Genomic DNA, 23211 nt, shown 5'->3' with positions numbered 1-23211 from the left:
TTTCCTGTCACCAACCGAAGGTTGATGACCTACGCACACTTCAGTGTGCTTCCAGTTTCCTGTCACCAACCGAAGGTTGATGACCTACGCACACTTCAGTGTGCTTCCAATTTCCTGTCACCAACCAGCTTTTCGGCAAGGCGCTTTAGAGCTGCCTGATCGATTTTACCCGTGCCGGTGATCGGAAACGAATCCACTCGAAAAACGTATTTCGGCACCTTAAAGCTTGCCAGCGTACGCCTCACACAGGCCTTTATCGCTTCAGGATCAAAAGCTTCCTCTTTCACCTGCACAAAGCAGGCAATATCTTCCTGTACAATCTCACTCTGTACGCCAACCGCTTTCGCTTTTATAATGTTTTTGTCAAACCGCTCCACCACATACTCGATTTCAAGCGGAGAAATATTTTCTCCATGCCGGATGATAATATCGCTGATGCGGGATACAAAATGCAGATAGCCTCTTTCATCCATAAATCCCGCATCGCCAGTCTTAAGCCATCCGTCCGAAGTGAATTTCTTCAGATTTTCTGATTCATTTTTATAGTAACCCTTCATCACATTAGGGCCGCACACCTGTATCTCACCGGTCCGGCCGGGCGCCGCTTCACAGCCAGCCTCTTCGTCCAATGCCACCATACTGCGGCAGATAGCCTCAGACTTTCCTGTGCCTTTATCCCAGATACGCACTCTGACCCCGCAGAGAGGACATCCGACGGTCTCCGTCATTGTCCTTTCATCATCTTCGTAAAGCGTCATGGTAACCAGCGGAGAACATTCCGTCTGGCCATACCCCATCAGGAGGTGGCGGATACCCAGCTTTCTCATAATACGCCGCAGGCTTTCAACGCTAACTGCCGAGCCAGAGGACTGAACCACGCGCAGGGAGGATACATCTGCCGCTTCAAACGCATCATCCCTGATCAAAAGCTCAAGCATGGAGGGGACGGCCATAATCGCAGTCACCTTATATCTTTCAATATCTTTTAATGCGGTTTTTGCAATAAAACTGCGGTGTATTACCGCTGTGATTCCCGTGACAACCGCAAATATCAGCATACCGGAGATCCCTGAACTGTGAAACAGCGGCAGCGGCGCCAACAGTATATCATCCGGGCCAATCCGCATCCTGCGGGTAAACTGTGTCACATCAAAGATCACACTGCGCTGTGTCAGCATCACCATTTTCGGAACCATTGTAGTGCCCGATGTGAATGTAATGACAAGCACATCCTCCGGACCAACCTCCCTTTTCGCTCCTTCAAGCATTTCCTTATCTTCCGGCGCGGTTTCGCACTCTGCGCCAGGGGCAAACAGGGATTCAAAGACCGGCAGCATGTCTTCCACACAACGCAGTTTTGGACAGTCCAGGCCCACAGCCTGCACCATAGCCCTATAATCCAGTCCTTTCTTGTATTCACCCAGATACAGAAACTCTATATCCGCCTCTTGCAGCACATTCTTAAGTTCAAATTCATGATAAGAATAATTGATAACTGCACATACCACGCCGATTTTCATCGCCGCCAGCAGATAAAAAACAGCTGCGGCATGATTCATGGACCAGAAACCCAGATGCGTTCCTTTTATGATTCCCTTTTTAAGCATACCTGCAGCGATACGGTCCGTGCAGCGATCAACCTGCCTCCAGCTGTAAAAGTGGTTATCAAATATAAAGGCCGTTTTATCCGGATATTTTTCAGCGTGCTCTGATATCAGCGCTGCTATCGTAGCCTCTTTCAATTAACCGGCCCCCTTTTATACCTGACGTCCTACAATGACATTTTCTTTTGCCAGGTGATTAAGCTCCTCTGCCGTATAGCCTGCTGCTGTCAGAACGCTTAATGTATCTTCTCCCAGCAGCGGTCCCATCCCTGCTTCCTCCATATCGCTCGTACCAAACCGTACCGGTGTGCTGGGCACATAGACGTCTACGCCGTCTCTCATGTGCATGATCTTCAGATAATCATTGGCCTTGGCCTGGGGATCACATAGATTGTCCGCCACATGATTGATGGTGGAATGAGCGATATCCGCCCGTTTCAGTATATCCAACACTTCGTCCCGGGTATAACGGGCAAACTCTGCATCCAGCATACGGATAAATTCCTCTCGGTTTTCCTGCGCCGCCGTACGGCTCTTAAACCGCTCATCCTCCACCAGATCCTCCCGCCCGAGCATTCTCATCAGATCCGCATAATGCTTTTCATGATCCACATTCGCCATATAAAACCACTTTCCGTCTTTGCATTTAAAGGATGCCATCATCGGCAGGGCGGGCTCCAAACGGCTGGCCGGATAGTTTCCGCCGGTTTGGACGTCAAATACCATATAACTTAAACTGTACAGCGACAGGCCGTACAGCGACAGAGTCACCTTCTCCGCCCTGCCGGTACGCTCCCGGTTAAACAAGGCCGTGCCTACGGCCCCGGCCAGCGCAGCGCCGCAGGTGAGATCTCCGAAGGCTACCGGCGGTATCAGCACATCGTTGCCGCGGTTGATCACGTCCTGCATCAGGCCGCTGCGCGCCCAGTACGCCACCGTATCAAAACCGGGAGCATCCTTCTCGGGCCCCTCGTCCCCAAAACCGGTTATGGCAGCATAGATCAGCTTTGGAAATTTCTCGTGGAGCACTTCCCAGTTCAGTCCCATCTTCACAAGAGCTCCGGGACGGTAGCTGGTCAGAAATACATCCGCATCTTCCAGCAGCCTGTACAGCATCTCCATTCCCCGGGGATCCTTCGTATTCAGGGCGATTCCCTTCTTTTTGCGGTTATATACATTAAAATACTCATCACGGGTCATGATGCGGCCGTCCGCGTCCCGTCTGTGTCCGGGCTCTCCATAAATGGGCTCCACCTTAATGACCTCCGCCCCCCAATCCGCCAGATTAAGGCCCGCCGACGGAGCCGCCACAAAAAACGCACATTCAACAACCCGGATTCCTTCCAACGGTTTATTCATAATGCACTTCCTTTCTTACTGTCATCCGCCCGCAGCTCATTTCATGTGTTCCAGAATTCCCGAACTGACCATCAGATTGATCTGATTGGTTCCCTCAAAAATCGAAAACACCTTGGCGTCACGCATCAGTTTTTCCACGGGATACTCTTTCATATATCCATATCCGCCCAACACCTGTACAGCGTCGGTTGTCACACTCATCGCTGTTTCGGATACAAATATCTTGGTGCTGGGGCTAAGCGTACCCACCGCTAGTCCACGGTCCAGTACCGCTGCTGAATAATAGAGCATCGCCCGTGCGGCATCCACACGTTTCTGCATATCCGCCAACAGAAACGCAAGTCCCTGATGTTTAATGATCGGTTTACCGAAGGTCACACGCACTTTGGCATAGTCCAGCGCAATATCCATAGCATGCTCCGCAATGCCCAGCGCATGGATCATGGAGGTGATCCGCGCCTTCTCAAGCGCATGCATTGCGTAAATAAAACCGCGTCCCTCCTGTCCGATCAGCCTGGATGCAGGCACCCGGACATCATCAAAGATCACTTCCGAAGTGACGGACAGCTTCAGCCCCATCTTATCCTCTGTTTTTCCAATCTTTACTCCGTCCTCCTTCTCCGCAAGAAAGAGCGAGATACCTTTTGCACCCTTTGATTTGTCCGTATACGCGAATACCATAAACAGATCCGCCAAAGCGCCGTTTGTAATAAAGCATTTGGTGCCGTTTATAACGTATTCATCCCCTTCCCGCACAGCGGTGGTGCTTATATTGGACGCGTCCGAACCTGCCTGTGATTCCGTCAGGCAGAAACTGCAGACAGATCCGGAGAGAATTTTATCCGCATAATATTTTTTCAGCTCTTCCGATGCTCCCGCATCCTCCAAAATTCCGAATTCGCCGCTGGCGAGAGCAAAGTTAAAAGAAAATCCGGCATCCACCCTGGCGATTTCCTCATAAATCGCCATCTGTGTGGTGTTGTCGAACCCCAGGCCGCCATACTGCTCCGGGATTCCCATGCCGTAAAATCCGCTGTTTCTCAATATTTCCATTACATCCATTGGGAATTCGCCGGTCCGGTCCAGATCGGCGACACGCGGGGCCAGTTCCGTGTTTACAATCTGCGCCGCCATTTCGGCCAGCTCGCGCTGTTCTTCGGTCAAAAGTAAATTTTTACCGCTCATCTGATACACTCCTCCTATCGGTTAAGAAAAACAGGCTTTCTCTTTGCCAGGAACGCTTCCGTCCCCTCCTTCATATCGTGGGTCGGAACAAGCATGCTGACCAGATTCTGTTCCAGGCAAAGCGCATGCTCGAGACTGATTTCAGGTCCCCTGTTCATGCACAGCTTGGCATATCCCACGGCCAGCGGAGCGTTGTCAAGTATGACCGCCATGATTTCCTCCGCCTTCTTTACAGCCTCTCCCTCGGAAACCACGTAATTAACCAGCCCCATCTTCAGCGCCTCATCCGCATCCGCCTGCCTGCCAGTCAGGATCAGTTCCTTTGCGCGTCCCGCCCCGATCAATCTCGTAAGCCGCTGCGTTCCTCCATAACAGGGGATCGCGCATATTTTCACCTCTGGGAATCCTGTTTTCGCCTGTCTTTCCATGATCCTAATGTCGCAGGCCAGCGCCAGTTCCAGGCCGCCGCCCAGGGCATATCCGTTTATGGCTGCTATTACCGGTTTGCATAGATTTTCCACACGGCCAAACAGCTGCTGTGAATAGGCCGTGATCCTGCGCGCCTGCTCTACTGTAGACGGGAAATCCGAGATATCCGTGCCGGAAGAGAATGCCCTCCCTCTGCCTGTGATAATAACGCCCCAGATATCATCGTTTTCTTCAATCCGCGATACGGCGTCCTCCAGTTCATGCTTCATTTGCATGTTAAAGGAGTTCAGTGACTGCGGCCGATTCAGCACAATGCAGGCCACTTTTCCCTTTACTTCAAAGACTAAATTCTGATACTCCATCTGTTCCTCCCTGTTCGTCAGCGGCAGAGGTCCCGTCCGATGACCATACGCTGTATCTGGTTAGTGCCCTCCACAATCTGATAGGTTTTGGCATTTCTGAAAAAGCGTTCCACCGGGTATTCCCGGCAAAGACCATATCCTCCCAGTATCTGAACCGCATCGGTGCATACCTTCATGCAGTTATCTGAGGCAGTCAGCTTTGCGATGGAAGCTGCCCGGCTGCAGGGCATACCGCTGTCAATCAGAGCAGCCGCATGGTATACCATCTGTCTCGCAGTTTCGACGGCCGCTTCCATATCCGCCAGCATGAACTGTACCCCCTGCAGCCTGCAGATGGGCTGGCCGAACTGTACGCGTTCCTTTGCGTAGGAAACAGCATAATCCAACGCTCCCTGCGCCAGCCCCACAGCCATGGCTGCAACCTTTACACGCCCCCGGTCCAGAGTCTGCATGGTCAGCTTAAAACCTTCATTTTCTTTACCGAGCAGGTTGCCGGCCGGCACACGGACATGGTCAAATGTGACCGCACAGGTATCTCCTGCATGGCAGCCAAGCTTGCTCTCCCTCTTTCCCCGGCTGACACCCGGCAGATCCGCGTCCACGATGAAGGCTGATATGCCTCTGGAGCCCTTGCTCTTATCTGTCGATGCAAATACTATGTAATGATCCGCCAGACTGCCGTTTGATACAAACAGCTTCGTCCCGTCGATGACATATTCGCCTCCGTCCCGGACAGCGGTTGCAGCAATCGCGCTGACATCCGATCCTGCGTCGGCTTCCGTAATACACATGCCTACGAATGCGCCTTCCACCACCTTTCGGTAAAACATGTTTTTCTGTTCTTCCGTGCCGCCCAGTTCTACCACCTTACACGCGATGCTGCCGGCGTTAAGAATACTTGTAAATGCGTCGTCAACCTTACACATCTCCTCAACCAGCATGACATATGTCAGGAAATCCAGCCCTGCACCTCCATACTCTTCCGGTATATCCAGAATATGCAGTCCCATATCCATAGCCTTTTTGATGACTTCCATCGGAACTTCTTCTTTTTCATCGTATTCGGCACGGATCGGCAGCACTTCCTTCGCAAAAAAATCTTTCACCATATCAATGAAGCTGATCTGATCCTCTGTAAGCAAATATTGTTTCATACCGTTTCCCACTCCTTATAGATTTGTTTGAGCATATGATCCGAGGTCTCTTCATCCGCTCCGATCGCGGGTACAACGCACTCCCGCCAGACCTGTTCGAACATGGTGAGGGGCTGAAAAACAATGTAGCTGCCCGCAACGTCCCGCAGGCGGACTCCCGAAATTCTTTCCACCGCTTCCAGCGCCTTAGGATTGGACACAATTTTTACGATATCCGTCCTGGCCCCGATTCGGTAAGGGTTTTCACACAGCACTTCCAGCTTCAGAGTAAATTGGATATCGGCCGATGAATTTCCGATCATGAGCTCATACTCCCCAGGCTCCGCAGCCCAGGCCGCAAGCCTTACGTCGTATCCTGCGAAATCTTCTTTGGTCAGCTCAAGAATGATCTCCTTCTCCTGACCGGCTTCCAGATATACTTTTTTAAATGCCTTTAATTCCTTCAGAGGCTTATCCAGAGTCGACACCACATCGTGAAGGTAGAGCTGAATCACCTCTGCGCCCGCCATGGCCCCCGTATTCTTCACTTTTACCCGGACACACACAGGTTCCTCATCCACATTGACCGATGCGGGCGCACTTACCTGTGTAATCTCAAAAGAAGTATAGGACAGCCCATACCCGAAAGGATACATGACATCAATCCCCTTCTTCTCATAATAGCGGTAACCCACATATATGCCCTCGCCATACCATACCTCACTGTTATAGCCGGGAAAATTGCCGAAAGAGGGGCAGTCTCTGTATCTTCTGGGAAAAGTCAGCGGAAGCTTTCCGGAAGGGTTTACCCGACCGAACAGGATATCAGCAGCAGCCTGCCCTCCCTGCATTCCGGGAATGAACAGACACAGTATCGCGGATACTTTCGGTTCCCAATCCACGATCTCCACCGGAGCCGCCACGTTCAGCAATACGATCACAGGAATTTGCTTCGGTTCGGCCGCCGCAATCGCATCATCCAATGCCTTTCTGTCCTCCGGTTCCAGACACATATCCGGCCGGTCGGCCCCTTCCTGGCCATTGGCTCCCACCACTACGATCACAGCTTCCGTGGTATCCCCGATCTCCTCGAAGGAGACATGATCCGCACCAAGTGCGCTGACGGCGCACTGATACACGCTGGTATTGAGTGATGTAACTACAGCAGCGCTTCCTGCGCCGGAGCACATCAGGTTTTTACTGCGTTCCCCATAGAAAGCGACTTTCGCATCGCCGGATAACGGCAGTATACCGTCATTTTTCAGCAGCGTAATCCCCTCCCGGGCCGCGTCATAAGCCGCCGCAATCCCTTCGTTTATGTCGTACTCTGTTCTTCTGCCCTTCATGGCAGGCGTTTTCAGGACTGTCTTCAGGAAATTTCTCACACACTCATCCAGGTCCTCCTCCTTCAAAGTGCCGTCCGCAACGGCTTTTACCAGAGGGCTTAGCTGCCTTGGACCAGGCATAACCAGGTCGTTTCCGGCCCGGCAGGCTTCCACCTGGTCGTATGCGGCAGACCAATCCGTCACCACACAGCCCTCAAAACCCCACTCATCCCGCAGCACATCCTTAAGCAGCCAGGGATTCTGCGCACAGGGGCTGCCGTTGATCTTGTTATAGGCCGACATAACCGTTCCGCAGCCGGCTTCCACACACGCTTTAAAGCCTGGGAAATAGATTTCTCTAAGCGCCCGTTTCGGTATATGCTCATCCACACCCATGCGGTCCGTTTCCTGGTTGTTGGCGGCAAAATGCTTTGCATTGGCTATGATCCCTTCCGCCTGCACGCCTTTCACAAAAGATGGCGCAAGCTTGGATACCAGACACGGATCTTCGGAATAGCCTTCAAAGAGCCTTCCGTTCAGCGGGTCTCGATGGATATTTACATTTGGCGTACCCAGAAGGATATCCACCCCCCGCGCGTTGGTTTCCTTGCCCAGCGCATGGCCGCAGGCCTCGATCACGTCCGGATTCCAGGTCGCGCCGAAGAACATCCCTGGCGGATAGCAGCCATATTCCCTGTTGTCGGTCAAGGACGCAGCAGCCTCCTTGTGCCGGTTATTCCACAGCTGTGAATTACCCAGCACGATTTCCAGTCCTCCCATCCGTCCGACGCACTCCTCGTCATCGATAGGATTTCCCTCCTCTTGTCTCTGCCGGGCATATTCCTGAAAGGCGGCATCCAGAAAGAACTGGTTTGTATTAAAGCCAGTGCCCCCATCCAAAAGGAGCAGCTTCGGTATCCCGTACTTCTCCATTACTCTTGTATAGAAGGAACTTCCCCCTGTAATGCAGGCTGCTTTTTCCCGCACGGTCATTTCACCGATAATCGCCTCAATTGACGCGGTATCCACCAATTGTGTTGCCATAAAAACCCTCCTCGTATAAAATATTCTTTAATTATGTACAAATTATATCAATCAGGGCGGTGAATTGTTGTTATATCAGGTAAATTTTACTATCAAAACCAGACTTTATCCGTTCCATCGATGCATTTTAATGCCGGCAGCAGCGGACAAAAAAGCGTTAAAAAAGAAGGCTCTCTGCTATCAGCCTTCTTTCTTTTTGCCTCTATTCCATTCATCCGTCCACATACACCGTTTTCTTCAGCAGATCTTTCTCCGAAGCCGATGTGCCGATATACACATCCGTCTCCATGCGCTCCAGCACAAATTTTTGACTATGGACATCATAGTACTTTAACCTGTCACCCGGACATGAAATGCGCACCCTCTTCTCTTCATCCGGTTTCAGCCGCACTCTTTGAAACCCGCATAAGATTTTCACCGGGCGGTTCAACGCGGATCTGCTGAAGCCCGCATACATCTGCACAACTTCTGTCCCTGCGGCCGTTCCGGTATTCTTAACAGTGACGAAGGAACTAAGCCGCCCCTTGTCCCATATGGCTTCCGGTTCACTCAAGGTAAACTCTGTATAACTCAAACCGTATCCAAAAGGACGGAACGGCTCGATCCCCAGCTTATCCAGACGCCGGTAACCGCAGTAGTAACCGTAATGCTGCTCCGCCGCGTCCCAGTCTACACAGGGCAGATCGGATTCCTCTGCGGGCAGTGTAAACGGAAGCTTTCCGCTGGGATTTACTTCGCCGAACAGGATCTGCGCCAGGGCCGTTCCCCCCTCCTGCCCCGGATAATATGTAAACAGGATGGCGGAAATCTTTTGTTCCCACTCCGAAATGAGTACCGTGCCGCCGCCCATTACCACAACGGCCGAGACCGGATTGATATCTCCCACTTTCTCAAGCATTTCGACCTCACTGCGGTGCAGACGCAGGCTTTCCCGATCTCCTCCGCGGGTGCCGTCCGGATCCGGCTGTTTATATTCCCCCTCATCCCTGTGGTTCAATCCGACTATAAAAATTACCGCATCTGCACCCGCTGCCAGGCGTTTCATATGTTCCGGATCGTCTCCGTCGTAATATACCACCTCGCTGCCGGGAACCTTTTTCACAATACCTTCCAGCGGCGTTATCACATGCTCCGGATAAACCCTTGAGGATCCCCGGTCACCTGTGTTTTCCTCTGCGGCAAGTTTACCGATTACCGCGATCCTCTTCATATTCCGGGATAATGGCAGCACATGATTTTCGTTTTTAATCAGGGTGATTCCTTCCTGTGCCGCGCGCAACGCGAGCTTTGCATGCTGCCTGCAGCCGATTACCTCTTCCCCAGCTTTCTGTCCGCTGCAGCTAAATTCCCTGTCAAAAGCGACCATTGTCCTGACTATGCGCATGGCAGCCTCATCGATCAGGCTTTCGTCTACCCGCCCGCTTCGCACGGCGTCCAGCAGCTGTTTGCCATAGACACTTGCATGACACATCTCCACATCACAGCCTCCGGTCACTGCGCTCTCAGTGTCGGAGATTCCCCAGAAGAAGTCGCTGATCACAAAGCCGTCAAACTGCCACTCCCCTTTTAATACCCTGCGCAGCAGGTACTCCGAATGCCCGCACAGGATTCCACGGTACTTATTATAAGCGCTCATGACGGCCGCCGCTCCCGAATCAATACATTCTTTAAAGTGGCGCAGAAACACTTCCCGCTCCGTCCGGACGCCGCAGTCAATGCTGACCTTGAAACGGCTGTTTTCCATCGAATTAAAGGCGTAGTGCTTGACACAGGCGATCACATACTCATCCTGTACGCCCTGTATCAGAGCGCTTCCCATCGCTCCCAGCAGACAGCTGTCTTCCCCGTATACCTCCTGGCATCTGCCCCAGCCCGGATGATAGGGCAGATTGACGCATATGCCCCCGAAAAAATTGCCGCCAAAAGCCCTTACCTCCCTGCCGATGGCATGACCGATCTGTTTCTCAAGCTTCACATCAAATGTGGCGCCGCGCATGATCGGCACCGGAAAACAGGTTGCCCGGCGCACCCCGCAGACCACCCCTCTGCCGCCGTCGCAGAACAGAATCTTTGGCACGCCAAACCGCTGATTTCCGCCCGCACCGTAGGGATATTGGTTCCAGTGGACACCCATCTGCTTTTCGCAGGTGATCTTCTGCAGTGAAGTATCGCCGCTCATCAGGCCCACCTTTTCTTCCAGCGTCATTTTATTAACTATCGCTTCCGCACAGGACGTGTACGACAGTCTTTTTTTTCTTGTCAGTTTCATCCGCGCCCACCCCTCATTTTTCTGCCCATTGATCCAGCAGCACACCAACCCCGTACTCATCATATGACAGATAATCCTGAACATCCTGACCGATGGTATTGGCCTTTAAGCCTTTGCGGTACTCACCCGGAGTGACCCCCATAGCGGATTTAAACCTCCGGTAAAAGGTTGCCTCACCGGAATAACCGCAGCGATCCGAAATAACCTGCAATGAGATGGATGTATCCTGCAGCAGTGAACAGGCATGCTCTAACCTCGCGATATCAATCAATTCCTTAAGTGTCAGTCCCATTACATTTTTTAACAGCAGATAAACTCCTTTTTCACTCAGACCAAACTCCCTGCAGATACTGCCGGCCAGATTTTCCGAAGAGAGGTTCCCATCGATATAACCGCTTATGGACATCACCAGTTTCATATCCTGCTCATTGTTCAGGGAAGCGGACTGCAGCTCATACTGCGCACCCTTTACCAAATCCGCGAGGAGCATGTAAAGCCACGCATTTTTACGCAGATAGGCGTCTGTGTCCTCTCTGCGGTTTGCGAGCGCAATCCGGGAAATATCATGCATATAGTCAGTCATCGGCAATTTCGGGCGATGTCTTTCATCCGCGCTGTTCAGATAAAAATAATAGTTCATGCCCGCCGGAACCGGCTCCAGCAGGCTGGGTGAAAACTGAACGCACAGACAGACATTATCCGGGTCAATCCCTCTAAGGCCGTGGACATCCTTCGGATTGATCAGTATGATATCGCCAGCATCCAGCGGCTGCGGCTCCGGTCCGTATATCCCATAAAGCACATCCACTCTTCCCTTTAATACGCCGATGAGTTCATAATCATAATGCCAGTGGTACGCTGAACTGCGGATGCTCGTCACGAATACCTTTGCAGGAAAATTTGAAAAATGCTGTATGGACTCATATCTGCCGGTATCTCTTCTTTCGCTCATAATAATCCCCCCCCATATGCCATTCATTCCTTACTTTTATTACAGATACATTATACACAGAATGGAGCTGTAAAATCAAATATTTTCACATACAAAAGAGCTGCCTTCCTATTTCCAGACAGCTCTATCGCTATTCCCCGTAAAGCGCTTGCGCCAATTATCTACGCATACCACCGGCTTTGTATCTCATACATCCTTCTATACTCCCCGTCACGGGCCAGCAGCTCTGCATGGGTGCCCTTCTCCACTATACAGCCGTCCTTCATGACGGTTCTCCGTAATTTATTTTTCTTCCGCACCCGAAAGTTTGTCTTTTAAATATTGCACATCCAAATACTTCATTGTCCTAAAGCATAAACTGTCCGCATAAACATATCCGTTATCATCTATATAAAATGCGTCGCTGATCATCTCACCATTCTTTCCGGTATAATTTACCGTCATGCGATATCTCCACTCTTTTACCGCTGTACACCAGCGTATACCGTGTATATATACATCAAAGTATTTCTCCTTCAGTTCATCCAGCTCCCCTGGAGCGGTAAAACTGTATGAGCTTCCGTTATACTCTATACAGCTTGCGGATATCAAATCATAGTTCCGGTTTTTTAAGAGAGGGCGGAATACCAAATACGGCAAAAAGAAAATCAGCATTGCCATACATGCAGTTCCGATGAGCAATAGGATCAGCCGTCTGTTTTTCACTATATTTCATATACATCCTTTCACTATGCCAGCAGATGCGTCATTGTATCTGCCCAATCAGATTATGTTTCCAAAGCAATTTTTACACGGTTATCCCACGCACATAATCAAATGCCTTATTAAATGCAGTCATATCCGGCAAATGCTCCAGCAGGACAGGCATCTCCGGATCGAGTCTGTTTATGCGGTCAAGGTACACTTTGTGATTCACAATTCCTTCTCCCGCAGGCACCTCCCGGATCGCCACGGTGATTCCTTCGTCCATCCTGCAGTCTTTTAAATGGCAGCTTTTTATATAGGGGCTTAACAGATCAAACGCCCTATTTATCAGTTCATCCGTGTGCGTATAGGTAAAGGGATCTTTTATAAAATTCACGATATCCATATGCGCGGCAAAACCCGGCCGGTCCACATCCTTAATAAACTGCAGATACTGCTCCGGAGAATCCGGCACCATCCACTGCATGGGTTCCAGCGCATACACGGTATAGCGGGGCTTTACCGTATCGCACAGAGAGCGGATGAAATCCACGTTTTCACTGTACAGCTTCTCCGTAAAATTCTCCGCATAGCAGCCGCACCAGCGCTCTCCCGCCGCGCCGGATACATTCACGCAGCAAACCGCCCGGACATATTCCGCCAGTCTGAACTGTTCCAGACACACCTGACGCGCCGTCTGTGCATCCGTTCCATGGGGAGAATTCCAGATCCCCACCTCAGCGATCTTTATATCCCTGCTTTGTGCGGCCCTCACATACGCATCAATCAAAGACACCGGTGTCCGGTAATCTGCCGGAAATGAGGCCGCCCTGTATCCCTTTGACGAGAGAATTTCCGCCCATTCTTCCGGTGAGCTGTGCACCGGTACATAATTTAAGCCAAGTCTCATAAATGCTTCCTCCCCGATTTTCTTGCCTTATCTCTCCCCATAAATCCCAAAAGTGAGTTCCTCTACCCTGCGCGCAATCGGAGAGCCGGCCCCGCCGATATTGCTGCGGTTCATCACAAATACTGCCTGCAGCTTCTGCTCCGGGTTAATGAAAAAATGTGTTCCGTAAGCTCCGCTCCAGCCAAAAGTCCCCGGCGCCACCGGCATGCCGCACAGATCCGGCCGCACGGTCACAAGCATGCCCAGTCCCCAGAATGCTCCCGGCATCATCTCCAGATGCTTTGCAGCGCCTTCACTGCGCATTTTCCTGACCGTCTCCTCTTTCAGAATCCGCGCCCCACGGTACTGGCCCTCATCAGCCAGCATCTGCACAAACTTATCGTAGTCCTCCATAGAACCGTACAGGCCGGCGCTGCCGGAGAAATAACCGTTGCGGGATGCCTCATACCATTTGAGTTCATCCTCCCGGTCCGAAACATCCTCCAGGCGTCCCTGATCCGCAAAATACAGAGCGGACAGCCGGCCGGCCTGTTCCTCATTTAATGTAAATGTGATATCCCGGATACCCATGGGCGAAAAAAGCTCTTTCTCAAGAAAACGGTTAAACTCCAGCCCGCTCACCACCTCGACAATCCTGCCGAGGATATCGAACCCTACCACCGCGCTGTAGCCGGTGGCCTCTCCGGGCTGAAAATCCGCAGGAACGCTCTGCCACTTTTCCACACGTTCTGCCAGCCTGTCCATCCTCCTGTTGAGATCTCCGGTCATCAGCATGCCAACGGTTCCCATGCCCAGACCGCTGGAATGGCTTAACAGATCACGTACGGTCACCATGCGTTTTGGCAGCACAAATTCCATATCTTCCGGGAGCTCACCTAGTCTGCCCGCCGGATGATCCGGATCCGGCTCATACACCTGATCGGCCGGAAGCTGCCGCGAGCAGACCCGCAGTTTCCCGAATCCGGGCAAAAACTCCGTAATCGGAGAATCCAGCTTAAGCTTCCCCTGTTCCTCCAGTTTCATGACCGCCACAGCGGTGACCGGCTTTGACATAGAAGCCAGCCGGTACATCGTATCGTAATCTGTCCGCCGTCCATTCTTAATATCTGCGTATCCCCATTTTCCCTGATAGACTGTCTCTCCGTTTTTACGGATCCTAAGCGCGGCTCCTGCCATTTCTCCTGATTCTATGTAGCGCTGCATCTGCTGATTGATTTCTGATTTATCCATCGGCTCTCCTTTTGGCTGCTTTCTATTTTTGTTTACCGATTTATCATTGCTAATTTTATCTGCTCTGCTGCCTCTCTATATCTTCTTCTGCGCAACAATTATATCCCGTAAAATCGACTGATCCACCCTGTGTTCAAACTGCAGATACGCATCTTCATTTTTCACCGTAAACCCCTGTTCCTCAAAAAGCAGCACCATCTCCTCACGCGGCAGCACATTGCAGTTCCATGCTATGACAAGGACTCCGTTTGGCTTTAACACCGCGGACCACGACGGCAGGCAGGCCTTTAAAAGCTCTGCGGGATTCCTTGTCAGGGATGACTGCCGCTCTCTTGTGACGCTGCCGTGTTGAACCCCATAGGGCAGATCCCCGACAATCATATCAAAGAAATTCTTTTTATAATATTTATTGGCATACAGGGAATTGCCGGCAACAAACTCTATTGTCTTAGTATTTTTGTTTTTAAAGTCCTCTTTTGTTTTTGCTGTTTCAAACGTATGCCTAACCGCGGAAAACGCTTTATCAGGCCCCGATATCTTTTTGGATGAATATGTAAACTTATATCTCGCGTTCTCCAAGAACCTTCTTACAAAATGGTACGACTCATTCACCACACTGCTTCCGATTTCTATGCCATAAACGCTGAAGCCTTTTACCAGCCCTTCGTATAATGTCGTTCCTTTTCCTGAGATCGGGTCAAGCAGCCTGATTTCTTCGCCGCATTTCTGTGAATAATAAGCGACATTAATCATCATCCGGGTAAATATCTCATTGGTCTTACCGGTGTATTTCAGCATGGTGCTCATGCTTTCGTCGATAAAATTATTTTGTATCCTGCTTATCGGTTTGAGATATATTTCGTCACCGATAGCATCCATCCGAAAGAGCGCATAGAAAAATGACAGGTCCGAAAGAATTTTTATATCTGCCGGTGACAGCTCTTTTCCCGTTTCAAATGTCAGATATTCTATTCCACAGATGTTCTGAAGCTGCACATTGCTATATTCTGCGGACAATCCATGGGCCACAATATTTAATTCCGAAACAGCAAGTTTCAGTGAGGTTTCAAAGTATACTCTGTTATGTCCCGGATTACATAAAATTGCATAAATCATCTTTTTACCCTTTCATCCTATTGCAGTAATATGGCTGTTTCAAGACAGGTCGATCACTTTATCACACCTGCCGATCAATTCCTCATTGTTTGTAACAATGAGACAGGTCAGATCCTTATCCGCCAGAATCTTTTCCCAAAATTTAGACTCTGTCTCATGGTCAAGCGAGCTCGATATATCATCAATACCCAGTAAAACCGGTTTTCTGACCAGTGCACGGGCGGCTGCCACTCTTTTTTGCTGCCCTCCGGATAATTTTCCTCCTCCTGCGCCCACATCCGTTTCAAGCCCATCACTCATCAGGCTGATATCCTCTTCTAAGATAGCTTTTTTCAGAGCGCAGGCCAGGTCTTCACCATCGGCCTTTAATCCTAACAATATGTTATTTTTTATCGTGTCCAGCATCAGTTTGGGGGACTGCGGTATGTATCCGATATAAGCAGGCTTCAGATATTCCGAGATCTGCTCCACTTTCACGCCATTCCAGAAGATTTCACCTCCGGTAACCGGCAGCAGACCGACCAGCGCTTTCAGCAAGCTGGATTTACCGCTGCCGACCTTTCCGCGTATGGCAGCTTTTTCACCCCTGCTCATTTTCAGGCTGAAACCCCGGAGTTTAAACTCACCTGTCCCGTATGACACTCCTATGTTCCTGTATTCAACCGAATGAAACTCTTCCGCCTCCACCAGCGCTTCCTCAAACTCGACATTCTTTAAGTCCAGCTCTGTATGTTCCACAAGTTTCCATCTGTCCTCCGATTCAAAGTACTCCTCCAGCCTTTGAAAAGCAATCTCTGTCTGTTTATAATGGGCCAGATATTCTCCAAACTCCATCACAAACCCGGAAATATAGTCTAAATAATATAAAAACAATACCAGATTGCCGATGCTGAACGTCCCTTGGTACATATAAGCCGATGCTATTAAGAGAATCAGGCCGGTGGTTATATGAATCACATTGTTATTCATGGCGCTTAGGACCCTGGTAAATATATGATCCTTTATGATATACGAGCAGCGCTCTTTATTGGCCCTGTACATATATTCCGTCACTTCTGTTTCGCTTCCAAATGCTTTTACAGACTGCATGGCGCTGAAAATATCCGTCATGGTGGCTGACATCTGCGCGGAAGTTTCTCTTACTTTTTTCCTGTTTCTTTCAATATATGTTTTTGTCTTTTTCACAAGAAAGTACAGTTTACAAGGGACTACACAGGGTAGGTATCTGACGGGAGGGGTTCCGCCCGTCAGATTTTCCATGTGATATTCAAGCTGTCGCTTGTGGCGGCTATGGTGGTAATCATCAAGTCCACCACCCGCCGTTTGTCGTCAAAGGATACATTCTCCCAAGTGTCGAGGTAGCCGGAAATCTGGCTGACCTGTTCCGGGCTGATGGCTTCCACCGTTAGTTCCGCTATCCTCGCCAGAAGTTCCTGCTTGCGTCCGTCCAGTTCTGCTATCTTCACATTCACATAGGAGAGCAGCACATTGTTTGCGCTCGTCAGACTGTCCACCAGTTTTTCAATCTCGCCGTCCACATGGGCAAGTTCCACTTGCAGGGCGGCAATTTTCGGGTTTGCCTTTGCCGCTTTCTTTCTGCCTGTCAGCGTCTTGTAGCTTGCCAGTTTCTTTACCATCTGCTGATAAACAACCGTTTCCAGTTCCGAAGTGATGATTTTCCCGCACCCGGCACAGCTTTTATTGTCCAGCCGTTTTGTGCAGCGGAGATATTGCTTTCCCACAGGATTGTTAATGCTCATAAGGGCATACCCGCAGTTTCCGCACTTGATTTTTCCCGCCAGCCATGTATGGGTGGCTTTCCGGGCAGACTGGATTTTCATGTTGTTCATCAGCTTCTTGCGGCAGGTCAGCCAGATGTCGGAGGGGACAATGCCCTCATGGGGAGCCAGCACCAGCATTTGGTCTTTCAAGTCGTTCTTTTTGCTGGGCTTCACATCCCGCCCTTGATACAGATAGCAGCCATTCATGCCGGTAAAATCGGCAGCGTCATTGACAATGATTGTCCCTTGACTTTTGAAAAATTCGTACACATCAAGGTCTGCCTGCACATAGACAGGATTGCGTAACATCTGCGCCAGCGTGGGGCGTATTAGTTCCTTGCCGTTGAATAAAATTCCCTGTTCGGCAAAGTACCGGGTAATATCCCCGTAGGAGGTTGTGGGCTGGGCGTACATCTCGAACATCAGCCGGATATTTGCCGCTTCGTCTGGGTTTACCACCAGCTTCTTTGTGTTGATACCGTCCATCTTGATTGGCTCTGTATGGAAGCCGTAAGGGGCTTTCCCGCCCATCTTGAAGCCTCGCTGGCTACGGGAATAGTAAGCGTCCGTTACCCGCTTCTGTATGGTTTCTCTCTCAAGCTGGGCGAACACGATACAGATATTCAGCATCGCCCGCCCCATCGGGGTGGAAGTATCAAACTTTTCCGTAGAGGACACAAACTCTACATTGTACTGCTGGAACAGCTCCATCATGTTGGCAAAGTCCAGAATGGAACGGCTGATACGGTCGAGCTTGTAAACCACGACTTTTGCAATCAAGCCCCGCTTGATGTCCCGCACCAGTTCTTGAAACTTCGGACGGTCTGTGTTCTTGCCGCTGTACCCCTTGTCTGTGTATTCCTTGCAGTTACCGCCTTTCAACTCGTATTTGCAAAATTCAATCTGGCTTTCAATGGAAATGCTGTCCTTTTTGTCCACCGATTGTCTTGCATAGATTGCGTCTATTCGATTATTCATATTGTCGCTCCTTTTCTTAAAAAAGAAACGGAGCTGCTGACAGCCTTATTATACCGCCAGCAGCCCCGCAAATCAACGATGGCTTTGGAAAACCTTATGCCCCGGCTTCCTCACTCTGCCGTTTGTCGGCATACTTGCGGAACACCTCATAAAGCTGCTGTTCCAGCTCTCGGCGTTTTGCCGCTTCCTGCTCCGGCGTGAACACCGGGGAGAGGTTTTCCAGCGTGATTTCCCTGCCTTGAAAAGTCACGACTTCCGTTTCCTTTTTGTATCTGATAGTGGTACTTATAAAATCACCTTTCCTTTCCATGCTGCCGCTTCTGCCGTTTCAGTTCCGCCAGTATATCCGGCGGGATACGGTCAACCAGCCGCTGTAAATTGTCCAGTTCGCTTTTCAGCTTTGCCCGTTCCATCGTATCTTTCATCTTGCCTTTTTCACTGGCTTTTGCCCTTGCTTCCAGCTTTTCGTTTTCCGCTAACAGGTCATTGATTGTGACCTTGTATTTTTTGAGCTGGCCGGAGAAGTTCTCCATCTGCGGAAACCACTTTTTCAGCAGGGAGAGGGCTTCCTCTTTCTTCTTTCCGGCGTTGAACGGGGTAATATCGTCCAGCGTGGCTTCAATGGCTCTTGCCTGTTTGGAGAGATTGACCGCCTGCTTGAACAGACGGGTGGGGATATGCTTCCTGCCTGTCTTGCTGGCACTTTCCCCACGCTCCAAGTCGGGATATTTCTCCACCATATAAGCGTGAAAATCGTCCTGCCATTTTGTGAGGTTGGCTCTGTTCCCGATAATCTCCTTTGCACACAAGCGGTTGTCCTCTGTCAGAGGGACAAAGACCAAATGCAGGTGGGGTGTTTTCTCGTCCATGTGTACCACGGCTGACACGATATTTTCCCTGCCTACCCGCCCGATGAGGAAGTCTGCCGCCCTCTGGAAAAACGCTTGTATCTCCTTTGGCGACTTCTTCTTAAAAAACTCTGGGCTGGCGGTAATGAGCGTATCGACAAACCGGGTGCTGTCTTTCCTTGTACGGCAACCGACCTGTTCGATACGGTTTTGAATAAAATGATAGTACCTGCCCTCCGGCTTGACGATATGGAAGTTGTATTTGCTCCGGCTGGTGTCAATGTCGGGGTTGCTGGCGTATTGCTCTTTCTGCCGTTCGTGATGGGCTTCCAGCGGCTTTGCCGGGTTGCCCTTGTGTTTCTCAAACCGCAAAATTGCGTGTTGTGCCATTCTGCTCCTTTCCCCATTCCGTTCCTTTCCGGGACTTTTCCACAGGAAAATCCCGCAGAAAATATCTCGGATAGGAAGGGAATGGATAGAATATAAATCAATATTTTTATCTCTGTATTTCTATATACCGTCCGATTTTCGTACTTCAAGAGGATTGATTATCGTACTTGTGGGGTGCGGTTTTCAGTCCTCCGGCGTTCCATAACCGGATTTCTTGAAGTCGGTGTTTGGAACCGCTTCGTAGGATTTTGGGTAAATACGGTTGGGTTTTCCACAGCCCTGCTTCTGGATTTCCACCAGTCCGGCGTATTGCAGCTCCCGCAGGGTGTTGACCGCTTTCTGCCGTCCGCAGTGGAGTAGCTCTACCACCTCGTTGATGGGATAGTAGAGGTAAATGCGCCCGTATTCATCTGCCCAGCCGTTTTTCCGGGACAGGTCTGTTCGGCGCAGGATAAAGGCATACAGTACCTTTGCTTCGTTGGACAGGGGTTTGAATGTGGGGGCTTCAAAGAGAAAATTCGGGAGCCGGGTGAAGCTGACCGATTTCTCCGGTTGATGAATATAAATCGTGTTTGTCATAGTGTGTTTTGTGGACAGTTAGAAGCCCGTTTTCCGGGGCGGGCGATACTTTATACCACCTGCCCCGTTTTGGGGCTTGCAAAGCCTGATAAATCAAGGCTTTTTTCACTCCTAACTGTCCACAGCAGACCTCCTTTTCCGTTCACTTTCTGTTTTCTGCCGCCTGTGAACTCTGGCGGCACAGCCGGGGCAGTATTTTGCCCGGTTGGATTTGGGGACGAACACTCTGCCGCAGACCGCACAGCGTTTCAAGTCTTTATCCCGGAAAATCTCCGCTTCCAGCGTCCCGTCCAGCGGCAAAACCGCCCAGCGGAACCACTTACAGCAGACCGAGAAAGAAACCGTCTGCGGGCAGGTGCAGGTGTCCCCATCGTCAAGGACAATGCAGTTGCCGTCCTCACAGCAACAGCACTCCCGGCGGATCAGGGCGTTTGCCTGTTTCCTCTGTGCCGGTGTCATGCGGTAAAGGGAACTGTCCTGCTTGCGCTCTATGGGCGGCAGTCGTTTATATGGGTTCTCTCTCATGTGTTTCCTCCATTTTGCTTTCCGTTGCCGCTCTCCCCGAAAAGGCTTCCTGCCCCATTTCTGCGGCGTGTTCCGGCGTTGGCACGCTCCCCACAGCTTCGGGACAAGTTGTCCCGAAGTGACCTCTGGGCAAAGTGTCCAGAAGTTGGCTCCTTGCGGTGCTTCCCCTGCCGGGGTATTCCTTTTCGGACGGTCATTTGGTTTTCAAGGTGCAGCTCATCGATGAACTATCCTAAGTCTACACCTAAATGACCGCCCGTCCCGTATATCCGAAAGGTAGGAAATCCGCCAAAAAAACTGCCTATTTCCATGCTCTCGGAATTGTGATACAATAAAAATGACGGAACAGGAAATCGAAATTTGAAAGGAGAATTGTGATTATGATAGAGTTGGGTACATTCAAAAAAATATTGGAAGAAAATGAAGAACGTTTTCCATTACTAACGCTCGATGAATTTTTCAATGGAAATACAGAAGAGGACTCCATTGCTCCGAACCAATGGGAATTTGGGCGACCGACTCTTTCTGAAATATGGGATATGCTACAAAAGATTGAGTTAATGCCTAACATAGCGTGGGTGCGTGTTGCTCTGCACGATGATACAGAAATCGTAGAAAACAATGGGGCAGAAGAATTAGTTCTTGCAGGAGATTCAATCGTGATTTGCACAACCATTTTGCCTACGGAATTAGAAAAATTAGTAAATTGCGAATGGCTATGCTCTGACGGAGTAATTACAATAAAGGCATCTGAATTAAATATTTATTCGTGTGTACCACCAATTCCAGAAAACTTTAATTGTTTGGAAATCGTGTGGGACTAATCTACAACTTTCAGTTTATCAAGCAGACAAGGAGGGAGAGCATGGAACTTTCCATACAAGAACGATTGAAAGACCTGCGTGTGGAGCGTGGGCTGACGCTGGAACAGCTTGCGGAGGAAACTCACCTTTCCAAATCTGCTTTAGGCAGTTATGAGGGAGACAATCTCAAAGACATCAGCCACCATGCCCTTATCCAGCTGGCGAAGTTTTACGACGTGACCGTTGATTACCTGCTGGGACGCTCTAAAACAAAAAATCACCCAAACGCCGATCTTGCAGACCTGCGCTTGAGTGATGATATGATTGAACTATTGAAAAGTGGGCGGGTGGATACTTCCCTCTTGTGTGAGCTGGCGGTACACCCGGATTTCCCCCGGCTCATGGCTGACCTTGAAATCTATGTGAACGGAACGGCAGTCAAGCAGATACAGAGCGCAAATGCCATTGTGGATATTATGAGCGCAACGATTATGAAGCAGCACAATCCCGGCCTGACTGACCCGCAGTTACGGCAGCTTGTCACCGCCCATATTGACGATGACAGCTTTTGCCGCTATGTGATACAGCAGGACATAAACAAGATAGCCCTCGACCTGCGGGAAACACATAAGGACGATTTTTTCAGCGTCCCGGAGGATAACCCACTGGAAGATTTTTTGCAGACCGCCGAGGAAACCGCCAAAGAGGGTAGCGACCCGGAGCAAGCGTCGCTGGCGTTTATCTGCAAGCGGCTCAAGCTGAACTACGGGAAGCTGTCGGAAGAAGAAAGAAAGTGGCTGAAAAGGATTGCGCAGAAGTCGGACTTGCTGAAAAATCCGAACCCACAGCGGGGGAGAAAATAAGAGAGCGATAAACAAGAAATCTGAAAGGAGTTATCAATATGAGTTATGATTTGATGGTTTTTGAGAGAACAAAAGCACCTACCACAAAAAAAGAGTTTATGGCATGGTATGAAAAGCAAATGGAATGGGAGGAAGAACATGATTACCAAACGATTAGTGTTTCTTCTCCGGCTTTACAAAACTGGTTTATGGAAATGAAAGAAAAATTCCCGCCCATGAATGGGGAATATGCACCGAATGACGATGCTCTTGATGACGATGAAAATTTGGAGTTGCATATGGTTGATTACAGTATTGGGTATAATGTAATTTACGCTGCGTTTTCTTGGTCGGTGGCAGACGAGGCGTATGAACTTATGCGTAGTTTAGCTCAAAAACACAAGGTTGGATTTTTTGATGTGAGTGGAGATGATGGCGATATTATTTTGCCAGATGGAATTATGATAAAATAATATGATACATACCTATTCCCATTCTCACTTACCGGGAAAATAGCAAAGCCAGCCGAGCCAGTCAACGGTCAAGATGAACGGCGCACAAATGCGCCGCCGTTGACAGTATCGCCCGTCTTTGCTGATGGGCAATCAAGGCGGGAAAGCCCTAAAATGGCTTCCCGCCCATTTCAATTTTGAGAGAAAAATCCGTCTGTTTTTTCGTAAGTGTGGCTATCCGTCTGGGACACTTTGTCCCATAGTTCGGCGTAGGACGAGGGACGGGGGCATTCATATACGCCCTGTCTGCTGATGAAACCAGCCCTGCGCTTGTGGCTCCACGCCACGCAATCACAGCCCCGTTTTCCTGCCGCTTCAAATGCCATTGCCCTCCCCGGCGGCAACGGTATT

General features: G+C 50.1%; 21 protein-coding genes. 3 read left to right on the top strand and 18 right to left on the bottom strand.

The window, feature by feature from the left end:
* Positions 1–95: 95 nt before the first annotated feature.
* The 18 genes from DWZ56_RS16200 to DWZ56_RS16115 all read right to left on the bottom strand — a co-directional run bounded on the left by DWZ56_RS16200 (position 96) and on the right by DWZ56_RS16115 (position 20703).
* Positions 96–1742 carry a class I adenylate-forming enzyme family protein gene (locus tag DWZ56_RS16200; RefSeq protein WP_118557646.1) on the bottom strand — a complete coding sequence of 549 codons (1647 nt, stop codon included), beginning with the start codon at positions 1740–1742 and terminating at the stop codon, positions 96–98.
* A 15-nt stretch (positions 1743–1757) separates the two neighbouring features.
* A complete protein-coding gene (locus DWZ56_RS16195; protein ID WP_118557645.1) occupies positions 1758–2963 on the bottom strand; it encodes a CaiB/BaiF CoA transferase family protein in 1206 nt (401 codons plus the stop codon).
* Positions 2964–2999: 36 nt separating this feature from the next.
* Positions 3000–4148 (bottom strand): acyl-CoA dehydrogenase family protein, encoded by a 1149-nt coding sequence (locus tag DWZ56_RS16190; RefSeq protein ID WP_118557644.1) that lies wholly within the window; start codon positions 4146–4148, stop codon positions 3000–3002.
* Positions 4149–4162: 14 nt separating this feature from the next.
* Positions 4163–4939 carry an enoyl-CoA hydratase/isomerase family protein gene (locus tag DWZ56_RS16185; protein ID WP_118557643.1) on the bottom strand — a complete coding sequence of 259 codons (777 nt, stop codon included), beginning with the start codon at positions 4937–4939 and terminating at the stop codon, positions 4163–4165.
* 17 nt (positions 4940–4956) lie between these two features.
* Positions 4957–6093, bottom strand: coding sequence for an acyl-CoA dehydrogenase family protein (locus tag DWZ56_RS16180; RefSeq protein WP_118557642.1), 1137 nt, complete (start codon positions 6091–6093; stop codon positions 4957–4959).
* The gene (locus DWZ56_RS16175) at positions 6090–8441 is read right to left on the bottom strand and encodes a glycoside hydrolase family 3 N-terminal domain-containing protein (RefSeq protein ID WP_118557641.1); all 2352 of its coding nucleotides are present in this window, start codon (positions 8439–8441) and stop codon (positions 6090–6092) included. The genes DWZ56_RS16180 and DWZ56_RS16175 overlap by 4 nt, the downstream gene beginning before the upstream one ends.
* 211 nt (positions 8442–8652) lie before the next feature.
* The gene (locus DWZ56_RS16170; protein WP_118557640.1) at positions 8653–10710 is read right to left on the bottom strand and encodes a beta-glucosidase family protein; all 2058 of its coding nucleotides are present in this window, start codon (positions 10708–10710) and stop codon (positions 8653–8655) included.
* Positions 10711–10723: 13 nt separating this feature from the next.
* A complete protein-coding gene (locus DWZ56_RS16165; RefSeq protein WP_158584631.1) occupies positions 10724–11662 on the bottom strand; it encodes a helix-turn-helix domain-containing protein in 939 nt (312 codons plus the stop codon).
* 282 nt (positions 11663–11944) lie between these two features.
* Positions 11945–12322 (bottom strand): hypothetical protein, encoded by a 378-nt coding sequence (locus DWZ56_RS16160; protein WP_118557638.1) that lies wholly within the window; start codon positions 12320–12322, stop codon positions 11945–11947.
* 127 nt (positions 12323–12449) lie between these two features.
* Complete coding sequence (locus DWZ56_RS16155; RefSeq protein ID WP_118557637.1) at positions 12450–13256, bottom strand: sugar phosphate isomerase/epimerase family protein; 807 nt, start codon at positions 13254–13256, stop codon at positions 12450–12452.
* Between the two features lie 27 nt (positions 13257–13283).
* Positions 13284–14486: a serine hydrolase domain-containing protein gene (locus tag DWZ56_RS16150; protein ID WP_118557636.1), complete on the bottom strand. Its 1203-nt coding sequence runs from the start codon at positions 14484–14486 to the stop codon at positions 13284–13286.
* A 75-nt stretch (positions 14487–14561) separates the two neighbouring features.
* On the bottom strand, positions 14562–15602 hold the full coding sequence (locus DWZ56_RS16145; RefSeq protein WP_118557635.1) for a TRM11 family SAM-dependent methyltransferase: 1041 nt from the start codon (positions 15600–15602) through the stop codon (positions 14562–14564).
* A gap of 39 nt (positions 15603–15641) precedes the next feature.
* The gene (locus DWZ56_RS16140) at positions 15642–16862 is read right to left on the bottom strand and encodes an ATP-binding cassette domain-containing protein (RefSeq protein WP_118557634.1); all 1221 of its coding nucleotides are present in this window, start codon (positions 16860–16862) and stop codon (positions 15642–15644) included.
* On the bottom strand, positions 16850–18361 hold the full coding sequence (locus DWZ56_RS16135; RefSeq protein ID WP_118557633.1) for a recombinase family protein: 1512 nt from the start codon (positions 18359–18361) through the stop codon (positions 16850–16852). The genes DWZ56_RS16140 and DWZ56_RS16135 overlap by 13 nt, the downstream gene beginning before the upstream one ends.
* A gap of 94 nt (positions 18362–18455) precedes the next feature.
* Complete coding sequence (locus tag DWZ56_RS16130; protein WP_006772915.1) at positions 18456–18671, bottom strand: hypothetical protein; 216 nt, start codon at positions 18669–18671, stop codon at positions 18456–18458.
* Positions 18655–19599, bottom strand: a complete 945-nt coding sequence (gene mobV / locus DWZ56_RS16125; RefSeq protein ID WP_117552546.1) for a MobV family relaxase — start codon at positions 19597–19599, stop codon at positions 18655–18657. Before mobV ends, DWZ56_RS16130 begins: the two co-directional genes overlap by 17 nt.
* Positions 19600–19782: 183 nt before the next feature.
* Complete coding sequence (locus tag DWZ56_RS16120) at positions 19783–20178, bottom strand: replication initiator protein A (RefSeq protein WP_117552545.1); 396 nt, start codon at positions 20176–20178, stop codon at positions 19783–19785.
* Positions 20179–20289: 111 nt separating this feature from the next.
* Positions 20290–20703 (bottom strand): cysteine-rich VLP domain-containing protein, encoded by a 414-nt coding sequence (locus DWZ56_RS16115; protein WP_117552544.1) that lies wholly within the window; start codon positions 20701–20703, stop codon positions 20290–20292.
* Between the two features lie 380 nt (positions 20704–21083).
* Between DWZ56_RS16115 and DWZ56_RS16110 the strand changes: the two genes are divergently transcribed.
* The 3 genes from DWZ56_RS16110 to DWZ56_RS16100 are packed head-to-tail and all read left to right on the top strand — an operon-like array spanning position 21084 to position 22821.
* Positions 21084–21527, top strand: a complete 444-nt coding sequence (locus tag DWZ56_RS16110) for a hypothetical protein (RefSeq protein ID WP_002596449.1) — start codon at positions 21084–21086, stop codon at positions 21525–21527.
* A 41-nt stretch (positions 21528–21568) separates the two neighbouring features.
* Positions 21569–22369 (top strand): helix-turn-helix domain-containing protein, encoded by an 801-nt coding sequence (locus DWZ56_RS16105; protein WP_117552542.1) that lies wholly within the window; start codon positions 21569–21571, stop codon positions 22367–22369.
* A 38-nt stretch (positions 22370–22407) separates the two neighbouring features.
* Positions 22408–22821, top strand: a complete 414-nt coding sequence (locus DWZ56_RS16100) for a hypothetical protein (RefSeq protein ID WP_002566031.1) — start codon at positions 22408–22410, stop codon at positions 22819–22821.
* Positions 22822–23211: the final 390 nt, after the last annotated feature.

The organism is Lachnotalea sp. AF33-28 (genome assembly GCF_003477885.1).
Lineage (GTDB): Bacteria > Bacillota > Clostridia > Lachnospirales > Lachnospiraceae > AF33-28.
This window is presented reverse-complemented; position numbering and strand designations above follow the sequence as displayed.

Coding starts and splice junctions, on each gene's coding strand:
- DWZ56_RS16195 (WP_118557645.1), bottom strand. CDS start 2,963: ATGAATAAACCGTTGGAAGGAATCCGGGTTGTTGAATGTGCGTTTTTT.
- DWZ56_RS16190 (WP_118557644.1), bottom strand. CDS start 4,148: ATGAGCGGTAAAAATTTACTTTTGACCGAAGAACAGCGCGAGCTGGCC.
- DWZ56_RS16185 (WP_118557643.1), bottom strand. CDS start 4,939: ATGGAGTATCAGAATTTAGTCTTTGAAGTAAAGGGAAAAGTGGCCTGC.
- DWZ56_RS16180 (WP_118557642.1), bottom strand. CDS start 6,093: ATGAAACAATATTTGCTTACAGAGGATCAGATCAGCTTCATTGATATG.
- DWZ56_RS16175 (WP_118557641.1), bottom strand. CDS start 8,441: ATGGCAACACAATTGGTGGATACCGCGTCAATTGAGGCGATTATCGGT.
- DWZ56_RS16170 (WP_118557640.1), bottom strand. CDS start 10,710: ATGAAACTGACAAGAAAAAAAAGACTGTCGTACACGTCCTGTGCGGAA.
- DWZ56_RS16165 (WP_158584631.1), bottom strand. CDS start 11,662: ATGAGCGAAAGAAGAGATACCGGCAGATATGAGTCCATACAGCATTTT.
- DWZ56_RS16160 (WP_118557638.1), bottom strand. CDS start 12,322: ATGGCAATGCTGATTTTCTTTTTGCCGTATTTGGTATTCCGCCCTCTC.
- DWZ56_RS16155 (WP_118557637.1), bottom strand. CDS start 13,256: ATGAGACTTGGCTTAAATTATGTACCGGTGCACAGCTCACCGGAAGAA.
- DWZ56_RS16150 (WP_118557636.1), bottom strand. CDS start 14,486: ATGGATAAATCAGAAATCAATCAGCAGATGCAGCGCTACATAGAATCA.
- DWZ56_RS16145 (WP_118557635.1), bottom strand. CDS start 15,602: ATGATTTATGCAATTTTATGTAATCCGGGACATAACAGAGTATACTTT.
- DWZ56_RS16140 (WP_118557634.1), bottom strand. CDS start 16,862: ATGGAAAATCTGACGGGCGGAACCCCTCCCGTCAGATACCTACCCTGT.
- DWZ56_RS16135 (WP_118557633.1), bottom strand. CDS start 18,361: ATGAATAATCGAATAGACGCAATCTATGCAAGACAATCGGTGGACAAA.
- DWZ56_RS16130 (WP_006772915.1), bottom strand. CDS start 18,671: ATGGAAAGGAAAGGTGATTTTATAAGTACCACTATCAGATACAAAAAG.
- mobV (WP_117552546.1), bottom strand. CDS start 19,599: ATGGCACAACACGCAATTTTGCGGTTTGAGAAACACAAGGGCAACCCG.
- DWZ56_RS16120 (WP_117552545.1), bottom strand. CDS start 20,178: ATGACAAACACGATTTATATTCATCAACCGGAGAAATCGGTCAGCTTC.
- DWZ56_RS16115 (WP_117552544.1), bottom strand. CDS start 20,703: ATGAGAGAGAACCCATATAAACGACTGCCGCCCATAGAGCGCAAGCAG.
- DWZ56_RS16110 (WP_002596449.1), top strand. CDS start 21,084: ATGATAGAGTTGGGTACATTCAAAAAAATATTGGAAGAAAATGAAGAA.
- DWZ56_RS16105 (WP_117552542.1), top strand. CDS start 21,569: ATGGAACTTTCCATACAAGAACGATTGAAAGACCTGCGTGTGGAGCGT.
- DWZ56_RS16100 (WP_002566031.1), top strand. CDS start 22,408: ATGAGTTATGATTTGATGGTTTTTGAGAGAACAAAAGCACCTACCACA.